The following is a 19,698-nucleotide window of genomic DNA, read 5'->3' on the forward strand; positions in this document are numbered from 1 at the left end:
ATTAGTAGGTATAACTATAACTACTAAAGAGGTGAGAGTATGGCAACGGCATTATATTTAGAAGATGCATACAAAACGAGTTGCGAAACAGAAGTGATAAGAGTAGAAGGGAATAAAGTATTTGTAAAAGAAACAATTTTTTATCCAACTGGTGGAGGACAGGAATGTGATACGGGTGTCATTGTACAAGATGGGTCTGTATTTGAAGTTGAAAAAGTAAAGAAGGAGCAAGGAGAAATAGTTCACTATATAAAAGATGAAGCACAAGTAAAGTTAGGTCCAGTTAAATTAGAGATAAATTGGGAAAGGCGTCATAATTTAATGCGTCATCACTCTTTACTGCATCTTATCGGAGCTGTTGTTTATGAAAAGTATGGAGCTCTATGCACTGGAAATCAAATTTATCCTGATAAAGCACGTATCGATTTTAATGAGTTACAAGAGTTATCGAGCGTGGAAGTAGAAGAAATTGTTGGGGAAGTGAATAAACTTATTAAGCAAAATAAAGAAATTTCCACTCGTTATATGAGCCGCGAAGAAGCAGAAAATGCTGTAGGAATGATTAAAACAGCAATAAATCTCCTGCCAACTACTATCCAAGAAATCCGCATTGTTACAATTGAAAATTTAGACGAACAAGCTTGTGGAGGCACACATGTGAAAAATACGAGTGAAATAGGAACACTTGTTATTGATAAAGTAAAAAGTAAAGGGAAGCAAAATCGTCGTTTTGAAGTAAGGGCGATTTAGATTGTGAGGGGTTACCGATGGATGAAATTATAAAGGAATTACAAAAGTTAGGATTTTCTCAGTATGAATGTAAAGCGTATATTGGACTACTAAAACATTCCCCAGTAACGGGCTATGAAGTGAGTAAACAAACAGGAGTACCTCGTTCTATGATTTACGAGGTACTCGGTAAGTTAATGGATAAAGGAGCAGTGCATATTGTACCTTCTGAACCAGTTAAATATGTACCAGTACCAGCTACCGAATTAATGAATCGAATGCGAAAAGACTTTGAAAAGTCCTTTGAATTTTTAGATGAGAAATTAAATTGTTTAGAACAAGAAAGACAGATTGATGTAATTTCGCATATTCGTTCAAATGATCGTGTTTTGAAAGAAATATGCAATATAATTAGTAGAGCTAAGGAAGAGTTATGGATTTCTGTATGGGAAGATCAAGTGCATGAAATAGAGCCATACATTCATCAAAAGGAAGAGGAAGGCGTACATATATTTTCAATCTTATTTGGAGCTCCAGAAACAAAAATAGGAGCGACATTTCACCATAATTATATGACGCCCCACGTTGTTGAAAAGAGAATGGGTGGTCATTTAACTGTTATTGCTCGTGATGGAGAGGAAGTATTAATTGCGAACTTCTCAAATGATAGCACTTCATGGGCCGTTACAACGTATGACCCAGCGCTAGTTCTCGTTGCTACAGAGTATGTGCGACACGATATTATGGTTGAAGAAATCACAAAGGAATTTGGAGCTGATAAGTTAGATACGTTATGGCGTGAAAATATAGATTTAGTTCATGTCGTAACAGGAAAACGAACTTTAGAAGGAATGGAGGATGATAGAGATGAGTAAAGCTGAGGCACATGTAGCTTTGCAGAGCGACGATACATTTCAGCAAGGAGTAAAAGATTGTTTACCAACTGTATTTGGTTATTTGAGCATCGGTATAGCAGCTGGTGTAATTGCAAAAACAGCAGGTTTTTCTATCATTGAAATTGCATTTATGTCGACTTTAATTTATGCAGGTTCTGCCCAATTTATATTAGCTGGTATGTATGCAGCCGGTGCTCCTGCTTCCGCAATTATTTTTACTGTGTTTTTTGTTAATTTACGCCATTTATTAATGAGTGCTGCCCTCGCACCGTACTTTACGAAACTACCTCTATTAAAAAACGTCATTATTGGTTCGCAAATTACAGATGAAACGTTCGGCGTCGCAGTGCAGCATGCAGCGCAAAAAGGATATTTAGGCGAAAGATGGATGATTGGGCTAAATGTAACGGCTTATTTAAACTGGATTCTTGCTACCATTATTGGTGGTCTGTTTGGTGAGTGGATACCAGATCCACATACATACGGGATGGATTATGCATTACCAGCGATGTTTATCGGATTATTTGTACTTCAGCTCATAAGTAGTAAACCAAAGCTAGCAATTCATTTAAGTGTTGCAATTGTAGCGATTATACTTGCATACGTTTCACACCTATTTATGCCAGATAGTATAGCGGTTATTATCGCAACCTTACTAGCTGCGACGATTGGAGTGGTGATTGAAAAATGGAAATGAGATTAGATGTATTATTACTTTTACTAGCAGCAGGAGCTGTTACACTCGTGCCACGTATTTTACCTCTACTCGTATTTAGCAAACTACAAATTCCAGACTGGGGTTTAAAATGGTTAAATTACATACCAATTGCAATATTAGCAGCACTTTTAGCACAAGTATTATTTATGCATGAGACGGTGCAATGGGATTACCTGATCGCAGCAATTCCAACATTTCTTGTAGCCATATATACTCGTAGTTTATTAGGTACAGTATTAACAGGAGTGGTTGTGATTATTTTGTTACGTTTCTTTTTCTAAAAAGGATTACGCTCATATAATAGCGAAAGGTGTAATAACATGAAAATATAGGGGTGGTGTTATGATACTTTTAACGATAGGAGCAATTTTGTTAACGTTGTTTATTTTCTTTATTATCGGTTTCGTTACGTTTATGATGTTTGTTGATAAGGCGACACCTCAAATATATTATACACCTTGTGAATCAGTGACAGTGAAAACTAAAGGTAAACATAGAAGGAAGAAAAGTTGAAAGTTGGCTTTTCTTCCTTCTTCTATTACATCCCCAAAAGAACTAACAACAATAACCCAAATAAAAAACTAATAAAGGAAAGAAGAACGATACATATGGAAAATACACGATTATTTCTCCATTCGCGCAAGAAAGTTATAAAACCTAAAATACAAAGGAAAAACCAAATGGGTAGGAATAGGAACTCACTAATTTTCTCGGGAAGTAACGCATAAAAAGTTGATAAATATAAAATCCAATTTGTAAAAAAAATGCAAACGATAATAGATTGTAAGTAGGGCCGTTTGGAAAACTCCCCCTTTTTTACGGTTACGAAAATAATAGTTAGCACTGAGAAAAAGGCAATGAATATGAAAATAAGTAAGAGTAATGTAAGTGTCATTTACATCTCCTATATAAGAGTGTTTTTTACAAGAAATGAATCTATTACATTATATGCTTGTTTTGTAGAGTGCCCGTTATATTTTTCAGTGTACGGATTTAGAAATCCATGTTCACCGTGTAGTTGTTTTATTTCTAATAAAGGGTTATTCTGTTGCTGCAATGTTTGAATGAAAGCGGATACTGAAAAACTAGCTTCTTTTTCAGGGAATATAAGTAGTGTAGCGCATGTAGGCTTTATGTGAACATAGTCACGTATACGGGAACCGTAGCATCCGATAATAAAATCTATTTTCGGATTGTTACTACATAGCCATGAGATGGTAGCTCCAACACTAAAGCCGATAAGTCCAATATGTGTGTAACGACTAGAAAGATGAGTAATGAATGTTTCAATTTGCTTTTTTCCATCTTCAAATCCAATATGATTCATAAAAAAATGATATGCTTTTTCTTCATCAATATAATGAAATGCAGGTTGCGATTGTAGCAGATTAGGACAGAATACATCTATATGAGATGAAGTAAAGTGCTGGGTAACGTGATGCATATGGTCGTTCACACCATATATTTCATGAACAATAACGAGAGCTAATTTTTCCTTCATAGTTATAAAGTACTTCTATGAAACTTAAATTCTTTCTCAACAAGACAAATACGCAGATGGAAGTTTTCATACCATTGCTCACGACCTCTTTTTTTCGCTTCTTTATGTAAGGTGTTCTTCTTCCAATTTTCAATCGCATCAAGTGATTCCCAATAAGAAATTGTTATTCCGAGTCCAGAATTACCTCGTGCACTTTCTACACCTAAAAATCCAGATTGTTGCTTTGCAAGTTTCTCCATTTCTTCGGCAACGGTATTATAGTCAGTTGTATCATTTGATAAATTAGAAGTGAATATAACTGCATAATAAGGCTTGTTTTTTTCTAAATTAGATGCCATTATTTTTCCCCCTTAATGTATAGTACGAATAATTAATCCATAGTTTGTATTTTAGCAGGTCACAAAAAGAAAAGAAGTAGAAAATTCTTATTTTTTCAGCTCATGTAAAATAAAGGATTGAAGAAATTTATAATAAGTAATCTGAAAGAAGAAAAATGCCACTTCAAAAGAGAAGTGGCATTTCTTATATTTCCTCTAAGCTATTAACTGGAACAGTTAATTCGCGTCCTGGGTTTTTTACTTCATATATGCGGGCGGTTTCATTGCTTTCATCGACGTGTTGAATCATAACAGGCATGCCTTGAAAATTGACATTGGCTTGTTCTGCTGACATAGAAAGCTCTATTGCACGTTGTATATTCATTTATATTCCTCCCATCATTATTATCTTTGCTAAAAAAGAGGAATAATATACCATTTAGAGACATTCTTAAAGTTTTTGTATTATTTGTAATGTTTCTTTAATAAATGAAGTGAAGATGGAATCAGGATAGCTATCTATTGCTTGAACGGCTTCTTTTGCCTCTTTTAAGGCAGATTTTTTATCTTGCAGTTCTATATAGCAAAGGGCACGATAAGACCCAGCTGTTAATACCCACGATTGATCAAGTGGATGACTCATATAATCTGGTATGGTAGCCTGTTTTAATATTGCCAAAGCTTCCTTATAACGTTTTAAGCCATACAAAGATTTTCCTTTTTCAAGATAATATAATCCATCGTCTTGAAAGATTGGTTCATCTTTTAGTTTTTCTCGGAATTGTTCTAGATGTTCTAATGCGATTGTATATTCATTAGTAATTGTGTTGTAGTAGTAAGCTTTTAAAATATCAATAATCGCAATGGATAGAATATCTTCTGTAAAAATGGCAAATTGCTCTGATTTTTTTATGTAATATAAATACTGTTCTTTATCAGCTGTAATGACTTTTTGGTAAGATAAAATGCGATAAAATTCATCTGTTTTATAATACACTTGATGTTTTTTTGAAAATGCAAGTGCATCTAAAATGACTTTTTCACATTTTTTATAATTGCCGTATGCGAGTAAAATAATGGCTTCTTTTAAGTATAGTTGTATATGTGTAATGAGATCCATTTCTAAATTCTTCGCTTTATATTCATCACGAATTGTAGCAATTATCTGTAAACATTCTTTATATTTTTTACGTTTGAAGAGCATATAGTAAAACAGTAGTTTCGTTTCAGTACTTTCACGATACAAAGTATATTTTTCAAATATAGAAACAGCTGTTTCAACGTAATATTCAATATTGTAATCGTTCATAATGGCCGCTCCAGTTATGAACTGTTTATATAAACGTGCTGTGTTTAAAGTAAGGGGTAGTTCTTTTTGAACGATAGGTAGTAAAGTCTTGTATACTTCATCGCATTTATTTGATTTTATTAATGGCTCCATTTTTTGAATGAGTTCCACAATTTCTTCTTCATCTTCTTCTAATAAAAAGCTCGTTTCACATTCAAGTTTTTCCGCAATATATTGTAATGTTTTCATAGAAGGTGTAGCTTTTCCATTTTCAATTTGACTAAGCATACTTTTTGTCAGTTCCGAACCTGCCAGTGCTGTTTGCGTAAGCTTTTTTTCTTTTCGTAATGCTTTAATTTTTTCACCGAGAGTTGCCATATTATTGCTCCTTTATATTTAAAAAGTTTAATTGTATTTAACTTTTTGTTGTGAAAATTGGAAAGTTGATTATATAATAAGTTTAACACGATTTAACTTTTAAGGGGAGAGAGTCAAAAATGGGAGATATAAGTATAGGAAAACATGATTCAAGAATGAAGATTGCAACTAGAAATATCATTTTAATGATGATTGGAAAAATGACGTCTTTATTAGGCGCAGGTATTTATACGTTCGCAATGGGATTATATGTATTAAAGACTACTGGTTCAGGGATGGGTTTTGCAATTACGCTCGTTTGCGGATCACTTCCAAGGATGATCTGTGGCCCAATTGCTGGTGCTGTAGCAGACCGTGTGAATCGAAAATGGCTTGTCATTGGTACTGATTTATTAAGTAGTTTAACGATGCTTAGTATGTTTATTCTTGCTACTATATTTGGGCCATCACTTCTTTTTATTTATATTTCAGCAGCATTATTATCAATTTGTGCAAGTTTTTATTCTGTTGCATTAACTTCGTCTATTCCGAGTTTAGTAGATGAAGGACGTATTCAAAAAGCGAGTGCTTTAAATCAAACGGCGGCTTCTTTATCAAATATTTTAGGCCCGATTATTGGCGGAGTTGTATATGGTTTCTTTTCAATTAAATTGTTTTTCCTATTAAATAGCATTACGTTCTTTTTAGCGGTTATTTTGCAATTATTTATCGTATTTGATTTATATAAAAAAGAAGTGGCTGAAAGTACAGAGCATTTCTTGACGAGTATAAAAGAAGGTTTTTTATATGTAAAAAGACAACGTGAAATATATGGTCTAATGAAAATAGCATTGTGGGTAAACTTTTTTGCGTGTGGTCTAACAGTTGCACTTCCGTACATTATCGTCCATACATTGCATTTATCTTCAAAGCAACTCGGTACTGTAGAGGGAATGTTAGCAGTCGGGATGCTAATGGGAGCGATTGCTTTATCAGTGCGTAAAGAAGTGAATAATCCGTTTCGTTCTATTTATACTGGACTGTTTTTGTTTGCAGGTTTAAGTTTATGTACAGCCTTTCCGTTGTTAGTTATCATTCCAAAAGTAGCAAGTTTTATTTACTATATTGCTTTTATGATGTTAACTGGTATAGCAATTATGATTGTAAACATTCCAATGCAAGTACATATGCAAAAAACGACAGATCCGAGCTACCTAGGGCGTGTGTTTGGCCTACTTGAAACAATTGCGACTGCAATCGCACCGCTTGGTATGATTGTATATGGACTACTATTAGATATGTTGCCAACTAGCATTGTTATGATGACAATAGGTGGAGGGTTATTGTTAGTTGTATTAGTTGGAGTAAAGCAACATATGGCGAAAAAACAAGTAGATGTGTCCGCTTAAAAATAAGAAAATAATAAAAATTTGACTTATCATTATAAAAATGACTAAATTAGTATTTTAGTTTTTGAAACTCTTTTTCATGTATGTTAAAGTAAAGTGAGCTTGCAAAGAAAAGGAGACAACAGCATGAAAAAATTAAGTTTTGTTATGCTTTTTCTATTAGTCGTAATGGCTGGATGTAGCAATTATGACACATATATTGAAACAGGTATGCAATCATTGAAAGATGAAAAGTATAGTGATGCAACAATGTGGTTCGAAAAAGCAGAAAAAGAGAAATCAGGAAATGAAGCGAAATCATATAAAGAAGTTGCTGAGAGAATGGATCACGGAGCAACAGCATTAAAAGACGGTAAGTATTTAGAAGCGAAAGACATTGCAAATGAAGTGTTACAAAAGAAAAAAGATGATGAACTTGAAAAAGCTGTAACATCAAATGCAGAGAATATGCTTCAAAAAGCAAAAGATGTGGAAGAGAAAGTAAATGAAAGAGTGGCAAAGCGTAGAAAGGTAGAAGAAGAAGGAATCGATAAACTTATTAAAGCTGTCGATAGTATAGATGAAGTGAAAGAAAAAGAGAAGAAAGTATCAGAAGCATTAGATAAGGCTGAAGAGGCGCAAGCAAAAATTGAGGCAAAGAAAAATAAATAGATTTATAGTTTAAAAGGCTGTCGTGCATAACGACAGCCTTTTAATTTTTTGTTGCAAATGAAGTGATGCTCTGTAGTAAAAAAGAAATGATTTTAGAATTCCATCTGTCCTCATGATGAATCGTATAAATATTACGCTGAAATTCAAATTCAGGGATTGGTATATAGCATAGCTCATTTCGTTGTATTTCTTGCTCGATAGCAAGTTTAGAAATAAAGGCAATTCCATTACCATATTTTAAAATTTGTTTCATCGTTTCTAATGAGTCTAATTCAATTTCAGATTGGAATGTAATGTTGTGCGCCAACGTCCATTGTGTAAGTAAATCTCTCGTTGTAGATGGATTACGATGCAATAGTATGCGTTCCTTTTCGATATTTTGTAACGATACATTGTCTTTCTTTGAAAAATGATGTTCTTTGGAAAAGGCAAGAACAAGTGTATCGGGCATTATATTCGTTTGTTTTAAAAGTGGTTCATCAAATGGAGCAGCGGAAATTATCCCAAGATCGATTTCGTGATTTTGTAGCATCATTCGAATTTCAGGGGCTGTTTTCACTAGTAGCGTTATTTTTATATTGGGAAATTCACATTGAAATTGATGAACGACTTCTGGCAAAAGATAAGTCGCTGGTACATAACTAGCGCCGATTGTTATAGCACCTTTATGAAAATCTTTAAACTCTTGCGTGACACGTCTAGCTTCTTTCATAAGTGCATCTATTTTACAAGCATAATGGTGCAAAGCCTCACCAGCCTCTGTTAAGAAATACCTTCCAGAACGTAATTCGAATAGAGATACACCGAGTTCTTCTTCTAAGCTTTTTATATGAAATGTAATAGTTGGTTGTTTAACGCCAAGTTTTTCTGCAACGATTGTAAGCTTTTTGTATTTCTTAATAAGTACTACAATTTCTAATTTTAAGAGATTCATTATGAATTGCCGCCTTTTTTATTTTAACTATAGAAAAAATCTATAGAAATAAATAGTTTATTAGAAGTTTTTTAATTTAATCTTTACAGTACATTAACATTCAGTATAAATCTTCCATATAGAATGAAAGCAGGTTAAGAATGAGGGGAGAGAGGTGAAGCAATGGATATTACAATTAGTGGATTAGAAAAGGCATTTGGAAAAATACAGGCGTTAAAGACGTTGCAGATTGTAATGAAACAAGGGGAATTCACTACACTTTTAGGACCTTCGGGGTGTGGGAAAACGACTTTACTTAGAATGATAGCAGGGCTTGAAGAACCAGATAAGGGAGAAATATATTTTGGAGACCAGTGCATGTATTCTGCTGCAAAAAAGATAAAGACATCTCCTCATGAACGGAATATCGGTATGGTATTTCAAGATTTTGCTTTATGGCCGCACATGACTGTTTTTGAAAATGTTGCATTTGGTTTAAGAGCTACAAAGCAAACGAATCAATTGAGAGAAAAAGTAGAAGATGCGATAAAGCGAGTTCGCCTGCAAGGTATGGAGAAAAGGTATCCACACGAACTTTCTGGTGGACAGCAACAACGTGTCGCATTCGCTAGAGCAATTGTAACAAAACCTCATTTTATTTTGTTTGATGAACCGCTAAGTGCACTCGATGCAATTTTGCGAGAAGAAATGAGAATAGAGCTTATGGATATCGTTCATTCCATTGGTTTAACTGCACTGTATGTCACTCATGACCAAACAGAAGCAATGTCAATGTCAGACCAAATTATTGTCATGAAACAAGGAGAAGTATTACAAAAAGGAACACCGGAAGATATTTATGTGAAACCGTCTCATGAATTTGTTGCCAAATTTGTTGGTAAGGCGAATTGGCTTGTAGAGGGTAAAAAAATGGTTCGTCCAGAGCATGTGAGCTGGACGAAAAATGAAGTGTGCGAAATGTATACAGGTGAAATTAAGCACGTTACATATGTAGGAGAACGTTATGAAGTGAAAGTAAATATGGGGACTTTAGGCATCTGGACAGCCTATCACAATAGTAAGCTAAGCATCGGTAAACCAGTATCGTTATATGTGCCAAAAAAATGTATTCATCATATAGGGGGAGAATCGTATGAAGAAATTCAGTTCGCTTAAGTCTTTATTTGTATGTACTTTATTATTTTCGGCTGTAGTAACAGGGTGTAGTTCAAAGACAGGCAATGCAGATGCGAAAAGTAAAAATACGACTGAAAAGAAAATTGTTGTATATAGTGCAGGGCCAAAAGGGTTAGCAGAAAAAATTCAAAAAGACTTTGAAAAGAAAACTGGTATAAAGGTGGAAATGTTTCAAGGGACAACTGGTAAAATTTTAGCGAGAATGGAAGCTGAAAAGAAAAATCCAGTCGTTGATGTAGTCGTACTTGCATCATTACCAGCGATGGAAGGATTAAAGAAAGAGGGTCAAACGTTAGCTTATAAAGAAGCGAAACAAGCTGATAAGCTGCGTTCTGAATGGTCAGATGATAAAGGACATTATTTCGGGTATAGTGCTTCAGCATTAGGGATTGTGTACAATACAAAAAATGTGAAGACAGCGCCTGAAGATTGGAGCGATATAACGAAAGGAGAATGGAAAGGGAAAGTGAATCTTCCAGATCCAGCACTTTCAGGTTCAGCTTTAGACTTTGTAACAGGATACGTGAAAAAGAATGGACAAGATGGATGGAATTTATTTGAGCAGCTTAAGAAAAATGAAGTTACAGTAGCAGGAGCAAATCAGGAAGCGTTAGACCCAGTTGTAACAGGTGCGAAAGATATGGTCATTGCGGGTGTTGATTATATGACGTATAGCGCAAAAGCAAAGGGTGAACCTGTTGATATTGTATATCCAAAAAGCGGAACAGTTATTAGCCCACGTGCAGCTGGGATTATGAAGGATAGTAAAAATGTTGAAGGTGCAAAAGAGTTTATTGATTATTTATTATCCGATGATGTACAAAAACAAGTTTCTAAAGCGTATTTATTGCCTGGTAGAACAGATATAAAAGCTGAAAATAGACCAAATGTAGAAGAGATTCCAGTATTAAATATTGATTGGAAAACAGTTGAGAAAGAGCAAGATGAAATAGGAAAACAATTTAAGAAAGTATTTCAATAAGATGGTGATTCCATGGTAAATCGATTCGTATCAGTAAGACAAGTTGGAATGACGGTAGCATTATTACTTGTGGCGATGTTAATCGTCATTCCACTTTTTCTTATTTTATTTTCTAGTGTATATGAAAATAGCAGTTGGAATTTTTTAAAGCCTTTTGAAGTGATACAGAGTGGTGGATTAGCTGGGATTTTTCTAAATTCGATGCTTCTAGGTGTACTCGTTGTAATAGGAGCTACAATATTTGCATTTCCATTGGCATTTATTATGAGCAAAACAGATGTAGGAAAGTATAGTAAGTTAGATATTGTTTTTATGATTCCATTTATGACACCGCCGTATATTGGATCGATGGGCTGGATTTTGTTCATGCAACCTAACGGCTATTTTGAACAATTTTTTCCTATGCTAAAGACAGTTTCATCATCGTTTTTTAGTTTAGGAGGTATGGTCTTAATTATGAGTCTGCATTTATTCCCATTTCTTTATTTCATGCTGAAAAACACGTTACTTCAGATTGGGAGTAGTAAAGAAGAAGCTGCAGCAGTTCATGGCGGAAGTTTTTTCTATCGTTTAAGAAAAATAATATTGCCGTTATTAGTATCAAGTTATGTAATGGGTGCTTTACTCATTTTCGTAAAGACGATTGCTGAATTTGGAACACCGGCTACATTCGGACGTAGAATAGGATTCCACGTGTTAACATCAGAAATCCATAAATTTATTTCGAGTTGGCCAATTGATTTTAGTAGTGCAACAGCATTATCTTCTTTATTACTTAGTGCTTGTATGCTTATTTGGTATATGCAAAATGTATTGAATCGAAAGTATTCATATGCAATGGTTAGTGGAAAAGGTGTGAAATCTAAAAGATATACTTTGTCTATATTTACGCGCGTTGTAGCATGGATGTATGTAATTGGTTTATTAATAGTATCAATTGGAATTCCATACTTTTCTATACTTATTGCTTCTTTGTCAAAATTAAGAGGCGGCGGTTTACATGTAAATAACTTTACAACAAGCCATTATGAGGCATTGTTTACAATAGGATCTCCGGGATTAGAGGCTTTATGGAATAGTTTTCTTTTTTCACTCGTAACAGCGATTATCGCGGTAATGATTGGAGTCTTTTTGGCACTTATGATTCGAAAGGGGAAAAAAACCTCTGAAAAATGGCTTGATATGTGCGGTATGTTACCGAATATGGTACCAGGAATCGTTATGGTTGTAGGTCTTATTCTATTTTGGAATTCACCATATATGCCTATGTCAATTTACAATACACCAATCATGGTTATCGTAACGTATGTTGTTCTGTTTTTACCTTACACGGTGCAATATGTAAAATCATCACTCGGACAAATTGATGATTCTCTCATGCAGGCAGGAAGTGTTTTTTCTGGAAATTATATTTATATTTTTAGAAAAATAATAATGCCTCTTATTATCCCAGGCATTATTGCTGGATGGGCGATGACATTTACAATTTCGATAAGAGAGTTAGTAGCATCGCTTCTCGTATTACCTCCATCAGTAGAAACGTCAGCAACGTTTATTTTTGCCCAATTTGAACAGGGTGAAGTATCTATAGGCATGGCGATGGCTGTTGTTTCTGTTGGACTTACAACAATGTGCTTATTATTGCTGCAACATATGGAGCAAAAACGAAAAGGGGTAGCATGATGAGAGTGGAAGTATGGGGAGGAGCAGGAGAATACGGTCGCTCCTGCTATTTTGTAAAAAATAAAGAGACGAAAATATTATTTGATTGTGGTATTAATCGATCTTATGAGGATAGTTATCCAAAAATAGAGAGAGAAGCTGTTCCATTTTTAGATGCGGTATTTTTATCACATATTCATGAAGATCATACGATGGGTTTACCTTTATTAGCGAAGTATGGCTATAAGAAAAAAATTTGGACGACTCGTTATACGAAGGAGCAACTGCCGTTATATTATGAAAAATGGAGAAACTATAATGTGATGCAAGGGTGGAATTTACCTTATAGCGACCAACATATAAAAGATTTAAATTATGTATGTATTGATGAGATTAGTAATCCAAATGAATGGATACAAATTACTCCTACATTGCGGTTTCAATGGGGATATAGTGGGCATGTATTAGGAGCTGTTTGGTTTTTAGTTGATATGTGTAATACATATGTATTTTATTCAGGCGACTATTCAGCAGATTCCAATATACTACGAGCTAATTTACCTGAGAAATTGGGCTACAATATAAAAATCGCAATTGTGGATGCTGCTTATCACACAGATGATGTTTCGCAAAATGAACGTGTAAACGAACTATGTGCAGAAATTGAACGAGTTATGCAAAATAAAGGAATAGCATTATTACCGCTTCCACAACTTGGTAGGGCGCAAGATATAGTATTGTATTTATATGAACGATATAAAGAATTTCCGCTTATAGTAGATAAAGAAATTTTGGCTGGATTCCAAGAGATGTTCGTATATAAAGATTGGATAAAAAATAATGAAGAATTTAAATGGATTATGGAGAGTTTAAAAAGAAACATAATAGTGATGGATAATGACATTAGTATGCAAAATAGTTACGGAATAGTTGTAATGAGTGATGCGAATATGCAAACGAAACGAGCGCAGTTATATTATGAACAACTTCGGAATGAAAAGCGAAATGCCGTTATTTTTACTGGGCATATTGCGAAAGGGAGTTTTGCAGAAAAAGTTATGAAAGAGCATGTAGGTAAAGAATGTAGGGTGAAGCGAGTTCCATATAAAGTTCACCAAAGTATAAGAGACGTTAAAGAGATGTTAAATACATTATTACCAGAACATACGGTGCTAGTGCACGCTTTGAAAGAGGATACGGATCGATTACAACAAAAGCTAAGTTCAGCAGGATATGAAAATGTATATTCACTTGCAATGGAACGTATAGAAGTCATTTAAAATACAAAGGGGATAGATATATGAAAAAAGTATTTGTATTCGTAAGCATTTTCTTTTGTTGTTTCCTTTATAGCGTTAAGGAAGGGTTTACTGCTAGTCCAATGAAACCTAGTTTTGAAGTGAAGTTATTATTAAAGCCAGAACAAGTATTAGGTTATAACAAAGAGATGAAGCAAGAGGTGCTAGAACATTTCCAGGCTGGTACAAAATATGAAAGAATACAAGTGCAATTTTTAGATACTGCAAATAAAAGTTTAAGTGATGAAGGTTGGTTTGCTAGAATTCGAAAGAAAGAATTTAGTAAAGATTTTGAACTAACATATAAAAAAAGATATCCTATTCAAAATGGTGTAATTCAAGATGCACTAGAAGTAGCTAAAAAAGAAGGATTCGATAGTAATACGGATAGTTATGAGGCGGAAATAGATTGGGGATTTGAGAAGAAAACATTAAGCATTTCAAATAAGAAAAGTTACAGTGCTAAAGGATATGGGATACTTGATTTACCAAATGAACAAGCTGCTCAAAACATGTTAATAGAAAAATTACCAGGGAAAATGAACAAATGGTTGTATACAAATTGGGGAGAAGAGATGTTAAAGAATTCCCGTATTTACGGTCCTGTATTAATGAAGCGATATACAGGAGAGTTTGAAAACATAAAAGCAAATATTGAAATTTGGCCATTAAGTAATACTGGGAAATTAGAAGATGACTTCGTAATAGAAGTGTCATTTAAAACAAATGAAGAAAGTATTGCGACAAAACAAAGGGAATTATTAATGGCGAGTTTAGAGAAAAAAGGCTGGTTGTTACCGAAAGATAGTTTGAAGACAGAGCTTATTTTTCAGTAAATAGTAAAAAGGAATCCATATGCCATGGATTCCTTTTTATATATGAGTATTAAGCTAAATCAGCTGACACGAACATATCACTGTTTTGAAGATTTTTAGAGCGTAAACTATAAGCAACTACCTTCTTTTTATATTGTTTTACAACATCAACATGCTCTTCATGACTGTAAATATAAAATGTGAAATCTTTTTTACCACGTTTTGCATTGATAATTAAAGGAGTGCCTTCATTATGGGGTGGTGCATAATAGCGATCTAAAAATAAACCTTCGTTAAAATCATGAATAATTTTTGATTTCTTTTCGCCTTCTACGTTATTTCCGTGAATTGTAATAGTCACATTCTCTTCGTCAAGTTGTGGATGTGTTTCGTACTTGCTAATAATGGATTCAATAACAGTGTTAGGAAGGCTAGAAACGATAATTTTAAATGCTCCAAATACAACTAACATCACAATAAACCAAGTCGTCATAGTATATCATCCCCTTTATTCTATTTAATAATATAACTCATATGGTAATAGTACATATGGTGAAGTTTTGTATAATTTGTGAAAAATATGCCATTTTTACGAACAAAATGTTAGAAAAATCAATTTTGTTACAAAAAGTTGAAATCGAAGTATTTTAAAAGAAAAAGGTTTATAATAAAAATATAACTAATAACCACATTACTAATTATAAGGAAGTGTAACTATGAGTACTGTAGCAATCGTATATGGTATTATTCTTTCCACAATTATTGTTTTGTTTTTCGTTGGGGTTTCACGTTATATTCATAAATGGAAAGAAGGCGTTGCGAAATTAAATCACATTGAAGAAGAACTTAGTGATTTAATGTTACATCATGGTAAGTAAACATTTATTTTTTAACTAAACAATGTGAAGGATATCACAAAACATGCTTTCCTAATGAAGGCATGTTTTTTTGTTGTTTAAGAAAAGAAGTATTTTTGTATAAATAATCTAATTATTACTTAAAAAGGGAAATTTATTTAGTATAATATATAATATGTTTATTTTAGGGGGAGTATCATGAGGGGATTAAAAGTTGTTGGAATTATAGCTGGAATTACTATAGTAGGCTGTATAGCTTTCTTTTCAGTGAAGGAATATGTCAATTCCAAAGAAGACTCTAATTATGTGCTAAATTACATAAAAGAACATAAGGATGATAAAACAACTTCTTTAATTGTTAAAAGAAATGGTGAAACATTGACATCAATAAATGAAAAAGAAAAACTACCGCTAGCAAGTATGTCGAAAATCGTTATAGCAATTGAATATGCTAAGCAAGTAGCTGAAGGGAAAATAAGAAAAGACGAGCAAATTTCATTGAAAGAATTAGAAAAATACTATGTGAAAAATACTGATGGTGGTGCACACCCTGCATGGCTAGATGATGTAAAAGTTAAAGAGTTAGTGAAGGGTGGTCAAACTTCTTTAGAAGAAGTAGTGAAAGGAATGATCCATTATAGTTCGAATGCGAATGCATCATATTTATTGGACAAGCTTGGAGCAGCGCAGATAAATGAAAGTTTGAAAGAGTTAGGCTTAAATAGTCACGATGAATTTTATCCAACGTATACAGGGGCATTATATATGAGGGGCTATGTTGAAAAAGAACTGCATATTCCTCAAAATAAAGCATTGGACAAGCTGCGTAATATGTCTAATGATGAATATGTTAAGCATGTATGGCAAATACATGAATGGATGAAAGACGAGAAAGAATGGACAAAACGCGAGATATCTTTAAAAGCCGATATGGACTTTCAGCGTATTTGGTCAGATCGGTTTATAGGTGCAAATGCGAAGGATTACATGAGTTTACTGGAAAAGATAAATAGCAGAAATTATTTTACACCACAAATGCAAGGTGAGATTGAGAATATATTTAAAGGAACCGTAGGAGAGGGTATGTTCGAATTTGCTGGACAGAAAGGTGGTTCTACTGCATTTGTATTAACAAATAGTTTCTATGGTACTGATAAAAAAGGGAATAAGATTGAGATTGTCTTTATGATGAACAATTTGAGTGAAAAAGCATTTGAAAAACTTCTAAGTAATATGGATTACTTTATTCGAGATATTGTCATAAGTGAGGAATTCAGAAATAAATTATAATGAAATAATTTTATTATGTAAACAAAGGGGCACTTATGAAAAGTGCTCTTTTGTAATACAGGATTTTCCAATCTTATTATTGAATATAAATTGAAAATAAGAAAGGAGGTTGAAAAATGACAACAATATATTTCGTTCGCCATGCCTATTCTACATATACAAAAGAAGAACGGGAGCGACCTTTATCTGAAAAAGGGCACTGTGATGCAGAGAATGTAACACATTTATTAAAAGATAAACATATTGATGTTGTTATTTCTAGTCCGTACAAAAGAGCAATCCAAACTGTACAAGGAATTGCGAATACATATAAATTATCAATACAAACAGAAGAAGATTTGCGTGAAAGATTATTGAGCACAGAGCCGGTATCAAATTTTAATGATGCTATGCAGAATGTGTGGGAAGATTGGAGTTTTGCATACGAAGGCGGAGAATCGAATGATATCGCACAAAGGCGCGCTGTAATATGTATGCAAAATATATTAAAACAATATGAAGGTAAGAATATTGTAATAGGTACGCATGGAAATATTATGGTATTACTCATGAATTATTTTAATTCGAAATATGATTTTGAGTTTTGGAAAACACTTCATATGCCTGATGTGTATAAATTAAATTTTGATAAAAATCGTTTCATTTCTGCTGAAAGAATAGAGAAAACAGGTCATCGGTTAAATATTTTGTAAAAGTTTATCAAAAAAAGAGGAAAGAGAGAAGTTATTGTAGAAGTATGACTTTGTAACATAAAAAATATATGTTAAAGGAGGCTGTTTACATGTTTGAGAAAGAGAAAGAAGGGCTTATTGAAGTTCAAAACGTATATGAAATTGCACCAGAAGATGGAACAATCATTGGTATGGCAACGGAAGAAGAAATGGAAATTGCTGCTGAACTAGAGTTACAGTACTATGCCCATTCTCGTTTGTTAGAAGCAAATATTCAGTTAGACGGTTCCTCCTACAAAGAGTTACTTCAGGAGTTCCAGGAGTACGAAAGAAAATCAATGAGCTTTTGGCGAGCAATACATAAACGTTTAGCTGTGCCATGGGCGTGGGTACTACGTATTGATGTTGCGAATGGCCCTATATATGTAAGTAATGGGAGTTCATATTACGAAGAAATCGATGATGAAGAAGATTATGAATAGATAAGTAAGGAAGCAGCTTTAGTTGCTTCCTTTTTTGATATGTAAGAAATGAATCGCTTCAATAATAATATCTGGTCGATCATTTTCTATACCGTGACTAGCATGTTCGGCAAGAATATATTGGTTATTAGTTGAGAGGTGTAATTGTTCGTGAATTAGTTCTTGCCACATTGCTTCAAGTTGTGTTGCTTCCTCTTTTGGCATGCCACCATTAGTCAATTGAGTAATAGAATATTGAGGATCTCTACCGATAACGATTAATGGTATTTCTAATGTTTTACATAGCTCTTTTAGTGAGAGAGCACAGTTTTTCCACGCCGATAGTTCAGAAGCTGTCGCTTTATATAATGAAGGCGAGGTAGAGAATTCAATTTGCTGTTTTGATTGATCGGTGAGAATAGGTTTTAGTTCGTTATAAAGTGTGTCTACATCCATTTTTGAATACATATTATATTTTTGAAACCAAACATCATCAGAATCAGTTTGATCAGAAATTGGTAAATGAAGTTCATCTAAACGGTGTAAGTTCATCGAAGTAGAATCAACTAAAATAAGTGCTTGCAGCTTATCTTCATGTAACATCGCAAAATGTTGTGCACATAATCCTCCATAGGAATGACCGATTAGAATAAATGGTTCTTGAATAGCTAGTTTGTTTAGTAACATATGTAGCTCTTTTGTAACTTGCCTTATTGTACGCGGCTGATTGCCTAAATCACTTTTTCCGTAACCTGGGCGATGGTATGAAACAACTGTAAAGTGCTCTGAAAGCTTTTCTATAATAGGAAACCAATCATAAAATGAGCAAGTCATTCCGGTTTGAATGACTACAGTTTGTTTACCATCTCCTTTTATATGTACTTCTATATTTTGCCCCATTATTTCTACAAATTTATGAATGTTAATTCCTCCTAAGCTTGAAATAATTTTTGACAAGCAAAAACGATACACCAAACACCTATACCAAGTAGGACAGATGTACTAAGTGTAAATGAATTTTTTAAACCAATATAGACAATAAATAATAGTAGTGCTGATGCGGGGAATCCATATAATACCCCTAAAGCAAATTGACTCAATTCTTGTTTATTTCCGCCTTCGAATGAAATCCAAAATAAACTAAGTAAACTCACGAGAGGAAGGGCAGCAATAAAGCCACCTATCGTACTGTAATGTTTAGCGACTTCAGTGATAACGCCGATAATAAGTGCCGAAACGATTATTTTAACGAGGAAATGCATATTTTGCCTCCTTCGCTAATAAGGAAAATGCTTTTTCAATTAATTGTTGTTCTTCTGTTGATAACTGTGATTCTAATATTTTTATCTTTTCTTTATCTAGTAAAGTATGTTTTTCTAATACTTCAATTCCTTCAATTGTTAATGTAAGGTTTACCACTCTTTCATCTTTTTTATTTCTCTCTTTAACGATGAAACCCTTTTGAATAAGGCGTTTTATATGTTCAGATGCTGTGTTATGGGAAAGACTAAGCTCAGTAGCGACTTTTCCAATTGTTATATCTTTCTCACGAGAAACGATTTGTAAAATACGAATTGCTTGGTGGGAAAGGTTGTCCTCGTATTCGTATCGTAAGTGATAATAAATGCTCTCCCAATGTTGATTAATGTTGTTCATAATAATAAATCTCCTTTTTATATCGTATAA

Annotated in this window: 27 protein-coding genes; 17 read left to right on the forward strand and 10 right to left on the reverse strand. The window is 33.7% G+C overall.

Annotated features, from left to right (window positions below; genetic code table 11):
* The first annotated feature begins 39 nt into the window (after positions 1 to 39).
* The 5 genes from NST90_RS08440 to NST90_RS08460 all read left to right on the forward strand — a co-directional run bounded on the left by NST90_RS08440 (position 40) and on the right by NST90_RS08460 (position 2,856).
* On the forward strand, positions 40 to 750 hold the full coding sequence (locus tag NST90_RS08440) for an alanyl-tRNA editing protein (protein WP_006923310.1): 711 nt from the start codon (positions 40 to 42) through the stop codon (positions 748 to 750).
* 17 nt (positions 751 to 767) lie between these two features.
* The gene (locus NST90_RS08445; protein WP_000343360.1) at positions 768 to 1,604 is read left to right on the forward strand and encodes a helix-turn-helix domain-containing protein; all 837 of its coding nucleotides are present in this window, start codon (positions 768 to 770) and stop codon (positions 1,602 to 1,604) included.
* Positions 1,597 to 2,322, forward strand: coding sequence for an AzlC family ABC transporter permease (locus tag NST90_RS08450; protein WP_000029972.1), 726 nt, complete (start codon positions 1,597 to 1,599; stop codon positions 2,320 to 2,322). The genes NST90_RS08445 and NST90_RS08450 overlap by 8 nt, the downstream gene beginning before the upstream one ends.
* Positions 2,313 to 2,624 (forward strand): AzlD domain-containing protein, encoded by a 312-nt coding sequence (locus NST90_RS08455; protein ID WP_000425946.1) that lies wholly within the window; start codon positions 2,313 to 2,315, stop codon positions 2,622 to 2,624. The genes NST90_RS08450 and NST90_RS08455 overlap by 10 nt, the downstream gene beginning before the upstream one ends.
* A gap of 61 nt (positions 2,625 to 2,685) precedes the next feature.
* On the forward strand, positions 2,686 to 2,856 hold the full coding sequence (locus tag NST90_RS08460) for a DUF3951 domain-containing protein (protein ID WP_000602244.1): 171 nt from the start codon (positions 2,686 to 2,688) through the stop codon (positions 2,854 to 2,856).
* A 25-nt stretch (positions 2,857 to 2,881) separates the two neighbouring features.
* On the opposite strand, the gene NST90_RS08465 is transcribed toward NST90_RS08460, so the two are convergent.
* The 5 genes from NST90_RS08465 to NST90_RS08485 all read right to left on the reverse strand — a co-directional run bounded on the left by NST90_RS08465 (position 2,882) and on the right by NST90_RS08485 (position 5,827).
* Positions 2,882 to 3,238, reverse strand: a complete 357-nt coding sequence (locus tag NST90_RS08465; protein WP_048558354.1) for a hypothetical protein — start codon at positions 3,236 to 3,238, stop codon at positions 2,882 to 2,884.
* Positions 3,239 to 3,247: 9 nt separating this feature from the next.
* Complete coding sequence (locus NST90_RS08470) at positions 3,248 to 3,844, reverse strand: dienelactone hydrolase family protein (protein WP_044306854.1); 597 nt, start codon at positions 3,842 to 3,844, stop codon at positions 3,248 to 3,250.
* Positions 3,845 to 3,846: 2 nt separating this feature from the next.
* On the reverse strand, positions 3,847 to 4,182 hold the full coding sequence (locus NST90_RS08475) for an antibiotic biosynthesis monooxygenase (protein WP_048558353.1): 336 nt from the start codon (positions 4,180 to 4,182) through the stop codon (positions 3,847 to 3,849).
* 184 nt (positions 4,183 to 4,366) lie between these two features.
* Positions 4,367 to 4,546: an H-type small acid-soluble spore protein gene (locus NST90_RS08480; RefSeq protein ID WP_001025731.1), complete on the reverse strand. Its 180-nt coding sequence runs from the start codon at positions 4,544 to 4,546 to the stop codon at positions 4,367 to 4,369.
* A 66-nt stretch (positions 4,547 to 4,612) separates the two neighbouring features.
* A complete protein-coding gene (locus NST90_RS08485) occupies positions 4,613 to 5,827 on the reverse strand; it encodes a helix-turn-helix transcriptional regulator (RefSeq protein WP_048558352.1) in 1,215 nt (404 codons plus the stop codon).
* Positions 5,828 to 5,946: 119 nt separating this feature from the next.
* On the opposite strand from NST90_RS08485, the gene NST90_RS08490 reads away from it, so the two are divergent.
* The gene (locus tag NST90_RS08490) at positions 5,947 to 7,215 is read left to right on the forward strand and encodes an MFS transporter (RefSeq protein WP_048558351.1); all 1,269 of its coding nucleotides are present in this window, start codon (positions 5,947 to 5,949) and stop codon (positions 7,213 to 7,215) included.
* Between the two features lie 126 nt (positions 7,216 to 7,341).
* On the forward strand, positions 7,342 to 7,866 hold the full coding sequence (locus NST90_RS08495; protein WP_000736443.1) for a DUF4398 domain-containing protein: 525 nt from the start codon (positions 7,342 to 7,344) through the stop codon (positions 7,864 to 7,866).
* Positions 7,867 to 7,906: 40 nt separating this feature from the next.
* Here the strand turns inward: NST90_RS08495 and NST90_RS08500 are convergent, their stop codons facing one another.
* Positions 7,907 to 8,800 (reverse strand): LysR family transcriptional regulator, encoded by an 894-nt coding sequence (locus tag NST90_RS08500; RefSeq protein ID WP_001050611.1) that lies wholly within the window; start codon positions 8,798 to 8,800, stop codon positions 7,907 to 7,909.
* A gap of 162 nt (positions 8,801 to 8,962) precedes the next feature.
* Between NST90_RS08500 and NST90_RS08505 the strand changes: the two genes are divergently transcribed.
* The 5 genes from NST90_RS08505 to NST90_RS08525 are packed head-to-tail and all read left to right on the forward strand — an operon-like array spanning position 8,963 to position 14,754.
* On the forward strand, positions 8,963 to 9,955 hold the full coding sequence (locus tag NST90_RS08505) for an ABC transporter ATP-binding protein (protein ID WP_048558350.1): 993 nt from the start codon (positions 8,963 to 8,965) through the stop codon (positions 9,953 to 9,955).
* Positions 9,933 to 10,958 (forward strand): ABC transporter substrate-binding protein, encoded by a 1,026-nt coding sequence (locus NST90_RS08510; protein ID WP_025709170.1) that lies wholly within the window; start codon positions 9,933 to 9,935, stop codon positions 10,956 to 10,958. Before NST90_RS08505 ends, NST90_RS08510 begins: the two co-directional genes overlap by 23 nt.
* 12 nt (positions 10,959 to 10,970) lie before the next feature.
* A complete protein-coding gene (locus NST90_RS08515; RefSeq protein WP_048558349.1) occupies positions 10,971 to 12,641 on the forward strand; it encodes an iron ABC transporter permease in 1,671 nt (556 codons plus the stop codon).
* Positions 12,638 to 13,900, forward strand: coding sequence for an MBL fold metallo-hydrolase (locus NST90_RS08520; protein ID WP_141532759.1), 1,263 nt, complete (start codon positions 12,638 to 12,640; stop codon positions 13,898 to 13,900). Before NST90_RS08515 ends, NST90_RS08520 begins: the two co-directional genes overlap by 4 nt.
* Positions 13,901 to 13,920: 20 nt before the next feature.
* Entirely contained in the window at positions 13,921 to 14,754 is an 834-nt protein-coding gene (locus tag NST90_RS08525) for a hypothetical protein (RefSeq protein WP_098376186.1), read from the forward strand.
* Positions 14,755 to 14,803: 49 nt separating this feature from the next.
* On the opposite strand, the gene NST90_RS08530 is transcribed toward NST90_RS08525, so the two are convergent.
* The gene (locus NST90_RS08530; protein WP_016082154.1) at positions 14,804 to 15,226 is read right to left on the reverse strand and encodes a YfmQ family protein; all 423 of its coding nucleotides are present in this window, start codon (positions 15,224 to 15,226) and stop codon (positions 14,804 to 14,806) included.
* A gap of 41 nt (positions 15,227 to 15,267) precedes the next feature.
* Between NST90_RS08530 and NST90_RS08535 the strand changes: the two genes are divergently transcribed.
* From NST90_RS08535 to NST90_RS08555, 5 genes are all read left to right on the forward strand, one after another.
* Complete coding sequence (locus NST90_RS08535) at positions 15,268 to 15,384, forward strand: hypothetical protein (RefSeq protein ID WP_012593193.1); 117 nt, start codon at positions 15,268 to 15,270, stop codon at positions 15,382 to 15,384.
* A 65-nt stretch (positions 15,385 to 15,449) separates the two neighbouring features.
* Complete coding sequence (locus NST90_RS08540) at positions 15,450 to 15,611, forward strand: hypothetical protein (protein ID WP_000108701.1); 162 nt, start codon at positions 15,450 to 15,452, stop codon at positions 15,609 to 15,611.
* A gap of 177 nt (positions 15,612 to 15,788) precedes the next feature.
* A complete protein-coding gene (locus NST90_RS08545; RefSeq protein WP_098376185.1) occupies positions 15,789 to 16,880 on the forward strand; it encodes a serine hydrolase in 1,092 nt (363 codons plus the stop codon).
* Between the two features lie 116 nt (positions 16,881 to 16,996).
* Positions 16,997 to 17,572, forward strand: a complete 576-nt coding sequence (locus tag NST90_RS08550; RefSeq protein WP_098376184.1) for a histidine phosphatase family protein — start codon at positions 16,997 to 16,999, stop codon at positions 17,570 to 17,572.
* An 89-nt stretch (positions 17,573 to 17,661) separates the two neighbouring features.
* Positions 17,662 to 18,033, forward strand: a complete 372-nt coding sequence (locus NST90_RS08555; protein WP_000461779.1) for a hypothetical protein — start codon at positions 17,662 to 17,664, stop codon at positions 18,031 to 18,033.
* An 18-nt stretch (positions 18,034 to 18,051) separates the two neighbouring features.
* On the opposite strand, the gene NST90_RS08560 is transcribed toward NST90_RS08555, so the two are convergent.
* The 3 genes from NST90_RS08560 to NST90_RS08570 are packed head-to-tail and all read right to left on the reverse strand — an operon-like array spanning position 18,052 to position 19,668.
* Positions 18,052 to 18,984: an alpha/beta hydrolase gene (locus NST90_RS08560; RefSeq protein WP_137072245.1), complete on the reverse strand. Its 933-nt coding sequence runs from the start codon at positions 18,982 to 18,984 to the stop codon at positions 18,052 to 18,054.
* Entirely contained in the window at positions 18,945 to 19,274 is a 330-nt protein-coding gene (locus NST90_RS08565; protein WP_000545608.1) for a DUF3147 family protein, read from the reverse strand. The genes NST90_RS08560 and NST90_RS08565 overlap by 40 nt, the downstream gene beginning before the upstream one ends.
* Positions 19,258 to 19,668, reverse strand: coding sequence for a MarR family transcriptional regulator (locus NST90_RS08570; protein ID WP_048656963.1), 411 nt, complete (start codon positions 19,666 to 19,668; stop codon positions 19,258 to 19,260). The genes NST90_RS08565 and NST90_RS08570 overlap by 17 nt, the downstream gene beginning before the upstream one ends.
* Positions 19,669 to 19,698: the final 30 nt, after the last annotated feature.

This window comes from Bacillus sp. FSL E2-8900, from assembly GCF_037966225.1.
GTDB classification, from domain to species: domain Bacteria; phylum Bacillota; class Bacilli; order Bacillales; family Bacillaceae_G; genus Bacillus_A; species Bacillus_A cereus.